Source organism: Flavobacterium psychrophilum, from assembly GCA_001708385.1.
GTDB classification, from domain to species: domain Bacteria; phylum Bacteroidota; class Bacteroidia; order Flavobacteriales; family Flavobacteriaceae; genus Flavobacterium; species Flavobacterium psychrophilum_A.
In genome coordinates this window covers 2,292,966-2,306,737 of record CP012388.1, presented here as the reverse complement: position 1 = coordinate 2,306,737, position 13,772 = coordinate 2,292,966, and the positions used below count along the sequence as shown (strand labels likewise).

Genomic DNA, 13,772 nt, shown 5'->3' with positions numbered 1-13,772 from the left:
ACTTTAAAAGGGCAGCTTAATCTGAAAAGTAATGACAAATAATTACAATTCATCCAGAAGTGATTTGCTTAAGAGGATAGGATTATCTCCTAGCAAAAAACTTATGGTTTTTCTTGTATCTGCGGTACTTGTTACCATACCCTTTGGCTATGCTTACAACAGTGTTTGTATAATTTTATTTGTGCTTTATTCTTTCCTTTCGGCTAGGCAAAAGGATTTTTCATTCAGCACATCGCTTTTATTGCCAATGTTGCTATTTACCTTAATGGTATTATCGCTAACATGGTCTATAGATTTTCAGAGCAGTATAAGGGCTCTAAGCAAAGAAGCTGCATTGTTTTTTATTCCCCTTGCGTTTTTCTTTAACAAACAGCTTATACGCATGGGTGTTAGAAAAATACTTAAAAACCTAAGCGTAGGCATGTGCTTTTTTGGTGTTTACTTTTTGGGCAGGGCAGTTTTTAGATATTTACAAACCGATGATACAGATGTTTTTTTATCTGCGGAACTATCAACATGCGTAATAACACCTGTGTATCTTTCGGCGTTGTTTTCCATGGCTCTTTTTTACTTTTTATCTGTAAAAAATAAAAAGTTTTTAGATTATGCAGGTTTTGTATTTGTTGCTTGTATCATCGGTTTATTGCTAAACAAGGTTATAATTATTACCGATGTAATATTAGCTGTAGCGTATATTTTATTTTACTCTAAGTTGAGTAAATCACTTAAAATAGTTTCTGGAATTGCATTTATAACGCTAACTGCGTTATTTGCCTATTATGCAAGAACAAAAGGAGCTTTCCCGGCAGAATACATATCTAACACTCCCGAAATTCAGGCGCTGGCAGTAGAAGGGTTACCGCTGCACAATGTAACGCTTAAAGAAGCTTGGTCTAAACCTGTTTTTAGTGAGAACGACTATTTTAACGGAACAGCATTCAGAACCTATCAGGTGCGCATATTTACAGAGATGCTTGAGGAAGATAAAGTGTTTTTTACCGGGTACGGAATTAGTGCATCTATAGATAAAATTGAAGAGAAAGCAAAAGAACATAACGTGTTTGAAGGAGGCGTTTTAAACCATAGGTACAGCAGGCAAAATTTTCATAATCAGTATGTTGAAGCATTTGCAGATTTAGGAATCGTTGGCTTTATACTACTATTGTTAATCTTGGTTCTTAATTTTAAAAATGCCATTCTGTCAAAAGATTTTATGCATATTGCTTTTGCAATTCTTATGATAGCGTTACTTTTGACCGAATCTTTTTTATGGAGGCAAAGAGGAGTAGTATTTTTTACTGTCTTCTATTGTCTTTTTAACGGTATTCCTCTACAAGCTGATAAAGAAAAATATGAAAAGAATACTAATAACCGGGGCGGCAGGTTTTCTGGGATCGCATCTTTGTGACAGATTTATAAAAGAAGGCTATTTTGTTATAGGTATGGATAACCTTATAACAGGAGACCTTAAAAATATCGAACACCTTTTTAAGCTTGAAAATTTTGAGTTTTACCACCACGATGTAACCAAGTTTGTAAATATACCGGGCCAGCTGGATTATATACTGCACTTTGCATCGCCGGCCAGTCCTATCGACTACCTTAAAATACCTATTCAAACCCTTAAAGTAGGCTCTTTGGGTACGCATAATCTTTTAGGATTAGCCAGGGTTAAAAAAGCCAGGATACTTATAGCATCTACATCTGAAGTATACGGAGACCCTCTCGTACACCCACAAACCGAAGACTATTATGGTAATGTAAACACTATAGGACCCAGGGGAGTGTATGATGAAGCCAAACGTTTCCAGGAATCTATAACAATGGCATATCATACTTTTCATGGCGTAGAAACCAGAATTGTAAGGATATTTAATACCTACGGACCCCGCATGAGGTTAAACGACGGAAGGGTTATACCTGCGTTTATCGGTCAGGCACTAAGAGGTGAAGACCTTACCATTTTTGGTGATGGTATGCAAACCCGCTCTTTTTGTTACGTAGACGATCAGGTAGAAGGTATTTTCAGGCTGTTGCATTCAGATTATGCTTATCCTGTAAATATTGGTAACCCGGACGAGATAACCATTAAAGACTTTGCCGAAGAAATAATTAAACTTACAGGTACACAACAAAAAGTGGTATACAAACCGCTGCCTGTAAACGACCCGTTACAAAGGCAACCCGATACCACAAGGGCAAAAGAACTGCTTGGTTGGGAAGCTAAAGTGGGAAGAGCAGAGGGCATGAAGATAACGTATGATTATTTCAGGACACTATCAAAAGAAGAGCTTTTAAAAGAAGAGCATAAAGATTTTTCAGATTTTATTCGATAAAAATGATTTTATCTGCACGGGGAAGATATTCAAAATATTTAAGGCCAATCAGCATATCCATAGATTTGCTGGTTATTACCTTGCTACCCTTTTTTTTATTTAAGGAACAAGGCGTAAACTATCTTCACTTTTGTGTGTATCAAATAGTTTCATGGTCGTTTATAGCTTATTTTTCAGGATTCTATGATGTTTACAGATATACATCAATCCTAAAGATTTTCTCTAAGTTAATAACACAATGTGTAATTTTCTTATTAACGGTTATAGCGTTCTTTCCTTTTGCAAAAGAGACGGTTTTTAATAGCGAAGCCATACTTTTGTACAGCATTGTTGTATTATGTACCGTTACACTGTTTAAATTGCTGCTGTTTTTTTATCTTAAAAAATACAGAATTGCGGGCAGTAATACCCGCAACGCAATAATTATCGGACATACACAGCAAACAGTTAACCTTAAAAACCTGTTTGAGACCAAAGCAGAATACGGCTATAGGTTTAAAGGTTTTTTTTCGGATAAAAAGCAAGGCGACCTTATAACAGGCAGGGTAGCTGACATTGAAAGTTTTGCACTCGAAAATAAAATAGACGATATTTATTGTTCGCTAAATGAAATAAGCAACTTGAGGTTAAGGGAACTGGTCGCTTTTTGTGATGCTAACAACAAGGTAATTAAATTTATACCGGATACCAAAGAGATTTTTTCCAGAAACCTTACGGTAGACTATTATGAATTTTTTCCGGTATTGTCATTACGCAAAACGCCACTTCATGAACCAATAGCAACTATTGCAAAAAGGGTATTTGATATTGTTTTTGCATTTTTGGTTATACTGCTGGTATTATCATGGCTCACCCCGATTATGGCTTTACTTATTAAGCTGGAATCTAAAGGGCCGGTGTTTTACAGACAGATAAGGGCCGGAATGAATGAAGAGCAGTTTTTTTGCTTTAAATTCAGGTCTATGCAGATTAATAACCAGATGGATCAGCTGGCGGTAAAAAATGACCCCAGGGTTACGAAAGTTGGCAAATTCATAAGGAAAACAAGTATAGACGAACTGCCTCAGTTTTTAAATGTGTTACTGGGCGATATGTCGGTCGTAGGGCCAAGGCCGCACATTTATTCTATAAACCACAGGTATAGTGTTAAAATAAAAAAATACGGAGCAAGGCATACCGTTAAGCCGGGAATAACCGGTTTAGCACAGGTAAGAGGCTTCAGAGGAGAAATTACCAGTGATGAAGACATGATAAACCGCATTAAGTATGATGTGTTTTACATAGAAAACTGGTCTATATTACTCGATATAAAGATAATTTTACAAACAATTGTGGGTATGTTTGGCGATGAAAAAGCCTATTAATGCCACCCACCAGAAATACTTAGCATCATGAAAATTTTATTACTTGGATCAGGAGGAAGAGAACATGCACTGGCCTGGAAAATGCTGCAAAGCCCGCTTTGCGATAAACTTTTTGTAGCACCCGGTAATGCCGGTACGGCAGGAATCGCTGAAAATGTAGACATTAACCCGCTGGATTTTGAGTCTATCAAAACTTTTGTACAGCAGGAAAATGTTACTATGGTGGTTGTAGGCCCCGAAGATCCGTTGGTAAAAGGTATTTACGATTATTTTAAAAAAGACGACGCGCTTAAACATATTCCTGTTATAGGGCCGTCTAAAGTTGGAGCACAGCTAGAAGGAAGTAAAGAATTTGCTAAGCAGTTCCTTGTAAAAAACAATATTCCGACTGCGGCTTACGATAGTTTTACAAAAGAAACTGTAGAGCAGGGCTGCGAATTTTTAGCTACGCTTAAAGCACCTTATGTATTAAAGGCAGATGGACTTGCGGCAGGTAAAGGAGTACTTATTATCCAGGATCTTGGAGAGGCGCAGGAAGAGCTTAGAAACATGCTCGTAGGTGAGAAATTTGGCCAGGCGAGCACTAAGGTTGTAATTGAAGAGTTTCTTGATGGTATAGAGCTTAGCTGCTTCGTACTAACCGATGGTAAGAGCTACAAGCTACTTCCTACGGCAAAAGATTACAAAAGAATAGGCGAAGGAGATACAGGTCTTAATACAGGTGGTATGGGCGCCGTTTCACCGGTACCGTTTGCTGATGCCGAATTTATGGAGAAAATAGAGACCCGTGTTGTTAAGCCAACGATACAGGGACTTAAAAATGATAATATTGATTATAAAGGATTTGTATTCATCGGGCTAATAAAAGTAGGTGATGATCCGTTTGTTATTGAATATAACGTGAGAATGGGTGATCCTGAGACCGAAGTAGTTATTCCGAGGCTTAAATCAGACCTTGTAGCATTGTTTCAGGCAGTAGCTAAACAAGAGCTTGATACTGTAGAGCTTGAACTTGATGAGCGTACTGCAGCTACAATCATGGTAGTCTCAGGCGGATATCCTGAAGATTACGGAAAAGGGATTGTAATAACCGGACTTGAAAACGTAGAAGGATCTATTGCATTTCATGCAGGTACAAAACTGGATAACGGAAACGTTGTAACCAGCGGTGGGCGTGTAATAGCAGTAACATCATATGGAAATGACTTTACAGAGGCCATAAAAAAATCTTACCAAAATATAGACAAGCTAAATTTTGATAAGATGTATTTTAGAAAAGATATCGGCTTTGACTTATGATAAGAAAGAGTGAGCCGTAGTATCCTGTTCGTCTTCGTTGTTTTGCTTAAATATTTTAAGCTGTTTTAGCCAATAGATATTAGCAGCAATACAAATAAGGATAAAAACCCATGTTATAATGTTTGCCAGCCACCAGTTTTCTAGCTCAAGGCTGCGGAAAAAGTTTAGAGGGATGAAAAGGATATCTGTAAACAGGTAGCCTATCGCTTCGAAAAATGCTTTCATTTTTAAACAAGTATTATATTTACAGTCACAAAAGTATAAAATATTCACATGTTAGCAAGTGTTTTTAATAAATCAAGACCGGTAAATTACATTTTAATAGGCTGCGTCCTGGTTTTAACGTACTTTTTGTATCTGTTTGGAGACACAGACTGGACAAAGCAGTATATTTTAATAGCACAAAAGGTTGGTCTCCTGCTTTTATTGGCAGGAGCACTTTTCCTTACTAACTTTATTACACGACGTAATAATCTTAGCAAGGCAAACACTTACGCCATGTTTCTTTTCATGGTTTTTTTAATATTGTTTCCCACTACGCTGGTAAACATCAACATCATTATATCCAACTTCTTTTTGCTTTTGGCTTTGCGAAGGCTTATTTCCCTTCAGTCATTAATTACGCCTAAGGAAAAGATATTTGATGCATCGTTCTGGATATTTGCTGCTGCCATATTCCATTTCTGGTGTATTATATACATAGTGCTGGTTTTCATATCCATAGTGTTTCACGTATCGCGTGATTACAGAAACTGGCTTATACCGTTTATTGCTTTTTTTGCGGTAACAGTATTGTATTTAATGGCAGGTTTTGTAATGGGTGAAGGCTTTTTTGAAACCATGGCAGATAGCATTGGTATCAGTTTTGACTTTACGTATTTTGAGAATATCTATCAGAATATTGCTCTTGCGGTATTTTCGTCTATAGCGGCGTTGTTTGCTTTTCCGTATGCATTTTCAATAACAAGCAAACCGCTTAATCTGCAATCTTCACATAAAAAAATTATTTATTCCTTTTTAATAGGTGTGGCAATATATGTACTCTCGGCACATAAAAACAACAGTATACTTGCCTTTACCTTTGCGCCTATGGCTATTATGGGAGCCAATTATTTTGAAAGTCAGGAAAATAAATGGTTTAAAGAAGTAATGCTGGGCATTATAGTGCTTATTGCACTATTTATATTCGCATCGCAGTTATAATCTGCGCTACAGCGCCTGTTAGCAGTTTACAAGTAATAAACCTATATTTGCATAACACAATAAATAATAATACTATGTTTTCTAAGATTGCCTTCCCAATATTTGAGCAGAGCATAAACGATTATCATCAATATGATAACGTAGACCAGCCTATTAACAATCCTTTCCGTAAGGATAAAATAGAGCATCTGCTATATGCAAAAAACTGGATAGATACCGTACAATGGCATCTTGAAGACATCATCCGTAATCCGGAAATTAACCCTGTAGAAGCACTTGCACTTAAAAGAAGGATTGATTCATCTAACCAGGTGCGTACCGATATGGTAGAATTTATAGACAGCTATTTTTTACAGGAATACAAAGATGTCACTGTAAAAGACGGCGCTAAAATTAACTCTGAAAGTCCGGCATGGGCATTAGACAGGTTATCTATACTTGCGCTTAAAATATACCACATGAACGAAGAAGCTACCCGTGAGGATGCTTCTCCTGAACACAGGGCTAAGTGCAACGAAAAGCTTAACGTGCTTTTAGAGCAGAGAACAGATCTTTCTACTGCTATTGATGATTTGCTTACAGATATTGAAAATGGCGACAAATTCATGAAAGTGTACAAGCAAATGAAAATGTATAATGATGAGGAACTTAACCCTGTGTTGTACCAAAACAAAAAATAATACCCGATCGTTATAATGCCAGGAACAAAAAATATACTGGTGATAAGGCTTTCGGCAATGGGAGATGTCGCCATGACAGTTCCATTGCTGAGAGCCTTAATTGCTAAGTACCCGGACGTAAAAGTTACCATTCTTTCCAGAGCCTTTTTTAAGCCTTTTTTTGATGATATTGAGCGTGTAACCTTTTTTGCAGCCGATGTAAATGGAAGGCATAAAGGTTTTTTGGGGTTATTACGTTTATTCAGGGAACTTAAAGCACTAAAAGTTGATGCTGTAGCCGATTTGCATAATGTGTTAAGGTCTAAAGTAGTTGCTAAGCTCTTCTCTCTTATGGGGAAACCTACCGCTACAACAGATAAAGCACGCTATGAGAAAAAAGCGCTTACACGGGCAGTAAACAAGGTTTTCAGGCAGCTTACACCTATCGTGGAAAGGCATGCGAAAACTTTTGAAAAGCTGGGCTATCCTATTGATATAACATCTATAACATTTCCTGAAAAGCAGCCGTTAACCTTAGAAGTAAAAGCTATTTCCGGAGAAAAATCGGGTAAGTGGATTGGTATTGCACCATTTGCTCAACATCGGGGTAAGGTATATCCAACAGATTTAATGCAGGAGGTTATAGATAAACTCGCCGATAACACAGAATATACGTTATTTCTGTTCGGCGGAGGAAAAGAAGAAACTGTACAACTGGAAAAGTTTGCTCAGGGAAAAAACAATATAGTTGTTACCGCGGGAAGATTAAAACTGGATCAGGAGCTTAACCTTATAAGTAATCTTGACCTTATGCTGAGTATGGATAGTGGTAATGCGCACATGGCCGCCATGCTTGGTGTTAAAGTAATTACCTTTTGGGGAGCAACCCATCCGTATGCAGGCTTTGCACCGTTTAATCAGCCGGCAGATTATGCCATTACTGCTAATAGGGAACAATATCCGTTGTTGCCAACATCTATTTACGGCAATAAAATTGTTGAAGGTTATGAAGATGCCATGCGAACGATTAAGCCGGAAACAGTTGTAGATAAGATCAGTACTGTTTTAAGTTAAGAACCAATAGATTATATAAAAACAAAAACCCGCAATTGCGGGTTTTTTCATATCAGTAAGACGGGATTAAACGTCATCAAAATCTACAAAAATTTCTGCAGATGTTGGGTGCGCCTGGCAGGTAAGTATCAGTCCTTCGGCAATTTCGCCATCGGTAAGAATTGCGTTCTTTTTCATCTCTGCGGTACCTTTAGATACCTTGGCCATACAGCTGCTGCAGATACCGCCCTGACATGAGTAAGGTGCATCTACACCCTGTTTAAGTGCAGCATCAAGAATGGTCATTTGTTGCGACATTACAAAAGTAACTTCTTCATCGTCAACTAACACCGTAATTTTAGTCTGTCCGTCAAGGTTCTCTTCTATTTTCTTTTCAGCTATCGGTGTAGAGAATAGTTCAAACTTAATATTCTTTTCGGGGATGTTGTTTTCCCTTAATACCTCGTTTACAGTAAGTATCATTTGCTCCGGCCCGCACAGGTAGAATTTCTCGAATTCTTTCTCCTTGTGTTTGTTCTTAATTACAAAGTTTACAGCAGCTTTTTCAATTCGTCCAAACAAAGCTTCATCAGCTTTTGCCTGGCTGTAAACAAAATGTACAAAGAAACGGCCTACATATTCTTGTTGTAAGTCGTGAAGAAATTGGTGAAATATAGTGTCTTCGGGCGTTTTATTACCATATACAAGCACAAAAGTACTTTCCGGCTCACCCTGTAGGACAGACTGTATAATAGATAGCACGGGTGTTATACCACTACCTGCAGAAAAGGCTGCGTAATTGCGCTGACGGTCCGGTTTAGGCTCAAAAGTAAATTTACCTTCGGGTGTGCCCACTTCCATAGTATCGCCTATAGAAAGCTTTTCGTTAGCAAAAACAGAGAAGCCCCCGTTTTTTACAGCTTTAATAGCTACACGTAGCTCGTTGCTGCCCGGTGCAGAACATATAGAGTATGCCTTGCGGATATCCTGTCCTTCAAAGTTTGTTTTTATATTAATGTACTGGCCTGCAACGAAATTGTAGTCTTCGCGAAGGTTTTCCGGAATGTCAAAAGCAATAGAAACAGCCTGAGGGGTCTCTCTCCTGACATCTTTTATTTTAAGTGGATGAAATGTTGACATGTTTGTAATTTACCGCAAAAATAAGCAATCCAAACAGGTAAATAAAATAACGTGATGTAAAATAATACATAGAATTGTTATGCATAAGAATATTATGTATATATTTGGCTCAACGAATTAACTATAATGAAGAACTCACAATTATATAAAGGGAGCCTTAATACCATAATAATGAAGCTTTTGGAAGAAAACGGAAGGATGTATGGTTATGAGATCACCCAAAAAGTAAAAGGAATAACCGCCGGAGAACTTAACATTACAGAGGGCGCGCTGTATCCGGCACTGCACAAACTGGAAGCCGACGGCTTTCTGGATGTTGAAGTAGAAAAAGTAGACAACAGGCTGCGTAAATACTATAAACTTACCGAAAGCGGTGAGAAAGAAACCGTAAACCGTCTTGCCGAACTGGAAGAGTTTATACGTAACATGCAAAACTTAGTGAACCCATCGCCTAAACCCGACCTGCAATTTTAAAATTATGAAACTTACTTCTGAACAAATTATAATGATTGAAAGATATCTTAATAAGGACAGGATATTTTATGTTGATATAAAAGCAGAGATGGTTGACCATATTGCAGCCACGCTGGAAGCTGAATTGAATGAAAATGATAATTTCAATCTAGTTCTTGCAAACTATATGAATTCTCATCACAAAGTAAAATTGCTAACTGCTGCCAGACATCAGGAAGAGATGAGGGATAAACAAAACAGAAAGTTTGTACTTAAGCAGTTTTTTAGCCTTCGCGGAGTTGTATTTTTTATAACAGTTTTTGGAGTAGCATTCCTGTCAACATTAAATATATGGGCATATCGTTTTATTGAAGGGACAATGATGTTGTTAATGCTGTTTATATTATTTGGGCAAAAATGGCTGAATAGCAAATATCCTTTTTTTAAAAGGCTTGTAGATATATCGCAGTTTTATTACCTGTTGCCATTCTTGATACTTACACAGGTACACCGTTTTACAGATGAAACAAATTTTATCCATATATGCAAAATAGTTGCTTTAAGTATTGGGCTAACAGGATATTATTTAACGTATAAATCGACCCCTATTTTACAAAGGAATAAATATGCCTAAACTTACATTACAACAGATAAAACAAATTGATGCAGCCCTTTTAACAATCGGGATTATGTATGTTGATATCCGCCTGGAAATGACAGACCATATTGCTTCTGAACTAGAGTGTATTGACGGCGATTTTGATGAGAATTTTGAAAGCTATATAACTTGTCATAAAAAACAATTAAGAAAGCAGAGTACAAAATCGGTTATGGTTGCATGGTTAGACTCGTGGAAAACATTAGTACACAATCTTTTCACATTTAGATTTGTGGGAATTGTTGGCAGCATATTCATTTTTCTGTTAAGCCTCTACCTTTATGTAGACCTGGACACGCTGATGCCAGTTTTGTTTTTGAGCTTCTGTATTACAAATGCTTCGTTTTCAATTCGTTCTCTCATTCCCGTTTTTAAAAATAGAGATATGTATTCTACAGGAGAGGGACTGGGTATAGCAAACCTCTTGGTATTCTTTCCAGGGATAATAGCCGCTAACTTCTTAAGTGACTGGCTAACAGATATAGGGGTATTACTATATTTTACGGCTTTAATTTCAGTTTCACTAGCGCTCGGCTACACTATGAAAAGTTTTAAAGGTCAGATAAAATTAAAGTATCATGGTTAATCTCGCATCGCATCAAACTAAAAAAGTTTCGGCAGAACAAATGGATATGTTGTTTGAGTTTACACGCAAGCATTACGTAGAATATTATGATGTGCAGTGCGAGCTGGTTGACCACCTTGCCAACGCAATCGAGGAACGCTGGCAAATGCAGCCCGACCTGGGTTTCAACGAAGCATTGCATTTTGAATTTAAAAAGTTTGGTATCTTCGGCTTTACAGGAATTGTAGAGCAAAGACAGGGCGTTTTAACTAAAAAATATGGAAATCTTACATGGGCTTATCTTAAAGAATATTTGAGGCTTCCAAAAATTCTATTGACCCTACTTCTTGTTGTATTGGCCTATAAACTTGGCAGATTTAATATGATAGCTTACTCTGTTTTACTATCGGGAGTTGTAATGCTGGGCATTGTTAAGCTCATCATTCTTAATGTGAAATATAGGAGAAAAGTAAAGAAAACGGGTAAGAAATGGCTTTATGAGACACTCATAATGAGGTCTACAGGTTTTATGGTTGCACCCTATCAGATTTTGTATCATGTTTATAGAGAAAATCCGTCGGCGTTGTTAATGTGGATCATGTCTGCGCTCTTTATTATATTCACTCTATACACCTATATTACTTTATATCTTATCCCTTCTAAGGCGGAAGAGCACTTATTAAAAACCTATCCGGAATATAATATGTAATTTTTTAAAAAAGTTTGTAACGTTTTACAAACTTTACTTACCTATTAACTAAACCATCAACCAAATTACAATGTTCAGACAATTTATCCGGCTCGAATGGAAATCATTCACAAGGGCATCATCTTTTGCAGGCAACATGGCGCTAAAAGTATTTATGATACTTGGAGCCATTTATTTTGGGGTACTATTTCTTATAATGGGATTAGCATCTTATCATATTATTAAAGAACAAATGGGACAGGATCCTTTAGTGGTAGTAAACAAGTTCATTATATACTATCTGGTTTTAGATCTGTTGATCCGTTTCTTTCTTCAAAAGGTCCCTGTAATTAACATCAGGCCATTACTTACGCTGCCTATTAAACGAAGTACGATTGTAAATTTCGCCTTAGGTAAAACGGCATTGTCTTTTTTTAATATTCTGCATTGCTTTTTCTTTATCCCTTTTTCTGTAATGCTAATTATAAATGGTTACGATGTTGTAAATGTAATTTTATGGCATTTAGGCATTATTGCGTTAATATACGCAAACAATTTCCTTAACCTGCTTATTTACGATAAGGATTGGTTGTTCTGGACGATTGCTGTTATACTTGCTGCCGTGGGAATTGTTCAGTATTACAGTTTCTTTGATATTACAATTGTTACATCTGTTTTCTATCAGGGGATGTATTCAACGTATTATGTGTTCCTTATACCTATTGTAGTGCTTGCCTTTTTATGGATTACCTGTTTTAAGCTTTTCTCTAAAGAATTATATCTGGATACAGGTCTTAAAGGCAAACATGAAATTGCGGAAACACAGGATTATACATGGCTTAATAAGTTTGGAACGCTGGGTACCTTCCTTAAAAATGATATAAAACTTTTACGAAGAAATAAGCGTTCTAAAACTACCCTTATAATGAGCGTTGCCTTTATTTTTTACGGATTACTGTTTTTTACAAGTGCTATAGAAATTTACGACGGGCCTTTTTGGAAAATGTTTGCGGGTATCTTTGTATCTGGAGGCTTTATGTTCACTTTTGGTCAGTTTGTACCAAGTTGGGATAGTGCCTATTATCCGCTAATGATGAGCCAGAACATTCAGTATAAAGAATACATATCTTCTAAATGGTGGCTGGTAGTTATAGGTACTGTTATCAGTGCAGTGGTAGCAGCGTTCTACCTTTATTTTGGAGTTGAAACGTATCTGATGATACTTGCCGGTGCAATATATAATATAGGTGTAAACTCACACTTGGTACTTTTAGGCGGTGCTTATATAAAAACACCCATAGATTTAGCAAGTAGTAAGCAGGCCTTTGGCGACAAAAAAGCATTTAACGTTAAAACATTATTACTGTCTGTACCTAAAATACTACTGCCTGTAGCGTTGTATGCAATAGGTTACTATTTTATGAGTCCGGAAGCAGGAATGATAATAGTAGTAGCATTTGGTGTACTTGGCTTTGCTTTTAGAAACTGGGTATTCTCTATGATCGAAAAAGTATATAAAATAGAGAAGTACAAAACCCTTGCAGCTTACAAACAAAAAAACTAACATCCAACCAATAGTACTTTATCATGATACAAATAAACAATCTTAGAAAAACATATAACGGGGTAACCGTACTTAATATAGGAAATTTAGAAATTCAGCAGGGTGAGAGTTTTGGCCTTGTGGGTAATAACGGGGCAGGAAAGACTACGCTGTTTAGCCTATTGCTGGATCTTATTGAGCCTACAACAGGTTCGGTGAAATCTAAAAACATACAGGTAAACGAAAGTGAAGCATGGAAACCGTTTACGGCAGCATTTCTTGATGAAACCTTTTTAATTGGATACCTTACGCCTGAAGAGTATTTTTATTTTATAGGCGAATTGCGTGGACAAAATAAAGCCGACGTAGATGCGTTACTTAAAAAGCATGAAGACTTTTTTAACGGAGAGATACTTAATAAGAAAAAGTACCTGCGTGACCTTAGTAAAGGTAACCAGAAGAAGGTAGGTATTATAGCTACTCTTATTGGTAATCCTGAGGTGATTATTCTGGATGAGCCTTTTGCAAATCTTGACCCTACAACGCAGTTTAGGCTAAAAAAAATAATTAAGGAATTGGCAGATGATAAAAATGTAACGGTATTGGTGTCCAGCCATGACCTGGCACACACTACAGAGGTTAGCGACCGTATTGTAGCCATGCACAAAGGTGAAATTGTAAAAGACATAAAAACATCTGAACAAACGCTGAAAGAACTAGAAGAATTTTTTGCGGTTTAGCTATTTAAAGTCCCCCTCGTTAAAGGGGGATTTTTTTTATCAAAAAACATACATATAACAAAAAGAAGCGT

General features: G+C 36.9%; 15 protein-coding genes. 13 read left to right on the top strand and 2 right to left on the bottom strand.

The window, feature by feature from the left end:
• Positions 1-31: 31 nt before the first annotated feature.
• From ALW18_10055 to ALW18_10040, 4 genes are read left to right on the top strand one after another with little or no spacing between them, the layout of a single operon-like run.
• A complete protein-coding gene (locus tag ALW18_10055; GenBank protein ID AOE52823.1) occupies positions 32-1,408 on the top strand; it encodes a hypothetical protein in 1,377 nt (458 codons plus the stop codon).
• Complete coding sequence (locus ALW18_10050; GenBank protein ID AOE52822.1) at positions 1,353-2,336, top strand: NAD-dependent dehydratase; 984 nt, start codon at positions 1,353-1,355, stop codon at positions 2,334-2,336. The genes ALW18_10055 and ALW18_10050 overlap by 56 nt, the downstream gene beginning before the upstream one ends.
• Before the next feature lie 5 nt (positions 2,337-2,341).
• On the top strand, positions 2,342-3,700 hold the full coding sequence (locus ALW18_10045; protein AOE54376.1) for a sugar transferase: 1,359 nt from the start codon (positions 2,342-2,344) through the stop codon (positions 3,698-3,700).
• A gap of 27 nt (positions 3,701-3,727) precedes the next feature.
• Positions 3,728-4,999, top strand: a complete 1,272-nt coding sequence (locus tag ALW18_10040) for a phosphoribosylamine--glycine ligase (GenBank protein ID AOE52821.1) — start codon at positions 3,728-3,730, stop codon at positions 4,997-4,999.
• On the opposite strand, the gene ALW18_10035 is transcribed toward ALW18_10040, so the two are convergent.
• Positions 4,994-5,224, bottom strand: a complete 231-nt coding sequence (locus ALW18_10035) for a uracil phosphoribosyltransferase (GenBank protein AOE52820.1) — start codon at positions 5,222-5,224, stop codon at positions 4,994-4,996. The two genes, ALW18_10040 and ALW18_10035, sit on opposite strands and share 6 nt — an antisense overlap.
• A 48-nt stretch (positions 5,225-5,272) precedes the next feature.
• Between ALW18_10035 and ALW18_10030 the strand changes: the two genes are divergently transcribed.
• The 3 genes from ALW18_10030 (at position 5,273) to ALW18_10020 (ending at position 7,935) form a co-directional block, all read left to right on the top strand.
• Positions 5,273-6,202, top strand: a complete 930-nt coding sequence (locus ALW18_10030) for a hypothetical protein (protein ID AOE52819.1) — start codon at positions 5,273-5,275, stop codon at positions 6,200-6,202.
• 74 nt (positions 6,203-6,276) lie between these two features.
• Complete coding sequence (locus ALW18_10025; protein AOE52818.1) at positions 6,277-6,882, top strand: hypothetical protein; 606 nt, start codon at positions 6,277-6,279, stop codon at positions 6,880-6,882.
• Positions 6,883-6,897: 15 nt separating this feature from the next.
• Positions 6,898-7,935, top strand: coding sequence for a heptosyltransferase (locus ALW18_10020; protein ID AOE52817.1), 1,038 nt, complete (start codon positions 6,898-6,900; stop codon positions 7,933-7,935).
• Positions 7,936-8,001: 66 nt separating this feature from the next.
• Here the strand turns inward: ALW18_10020 and ALW18_10015 are convergent, their stop codons facing one another.
• Complete coding sequence (locus ALW18_10015; GenBank protein AOE52816.1) at positions 8,002-9,054, bottom strand: flavodoxin reductase; 1,053 nt, start codon at positions 9,052-9,054, stop codon at positions 8,002-8,004.
• Positions 9,055-9,177: 123 nt separating this feature from the next.
• On the opposite strand from ALW18_10015, the gene ALW18_10010 reads away from it, so the two are divergent.
• From ALW18_10010 to ALW18_09985, 6 genes are all read left to right on the top strand, one after another.
• Entirely contained in the window at positions 9,178-9,528 is a 351-nt protein-coding gene (locus ALW18_10010; protein AOE52815.1) for a PadR family transcriptional regulator, read from the top strand.
• 4 nt (positions 9,529-9,532) lie between these two features.
• Positions 9,533-10,141, top strand: a complete 609-nt coding sequence (locus tag ALW18_10005; protein AOE52814.1) for a hypothetical protein — start codon at positions 9,533-9,535, stop codon at positions 10,139-10,141.
• Positions 10,134-10,751 carry a hypothetical protein gene (locus ALW18_10000; protein ID AOE52813.1) on the top strand — a complete coding sequence of 206 codons (618 nt, stop codon included), beginning with the start codon at positions 10,134-10,136 and terminating at the stop codon, positions 10,749-10,751. The genes ALW18_10005 and ALW18_10000 overlap by 8 nt, the downstream gene beginning before the upstream one ends.
• The gene (locus ALW18_09995) at positions 10,744-11,439 is read left to right on the top strand and encodes a hypothetical protein (protein AOE52812.1); all 696 of its coding nucleotides are present in this window, start codon (positions 10,744-10,746) and stop codon (positions 11,437-11,439) included. The genes ALW18_10000 and ALW18_09995 overlap by 8 nt, the downstream gene beginning before the upstream one ends.
• A gap of 70 nt (positions 11,440-11,509) precedes the next feature.
• Positions 11,510-12,982, top strand: coding sequence for a hypothetical protein (locus ALW18_09990; GenBank protein ID AOE52811.1), 1,473 nt, complete (start codon positions 11,510-11,512; stop codon positions 12,980-12,982).
• A 23-nt stretch (positions 12,983-13,005) separates the two neighbouring features.
• Positions 13,006-13,701 carry an ATP-binding protein gene (locus ALW18_09985; protein ID AOE52810.1) on the top strand — a complete coding sequence of 232 codons (696 nt, stop codon included), beginning with the start codon at positions 13,006-13,008 and terminating at the stop codon, positions 13,699-13,701.
• The last annotated feature ends 71 nt before the right edge of the window (positions 13,702-13,772 follow it).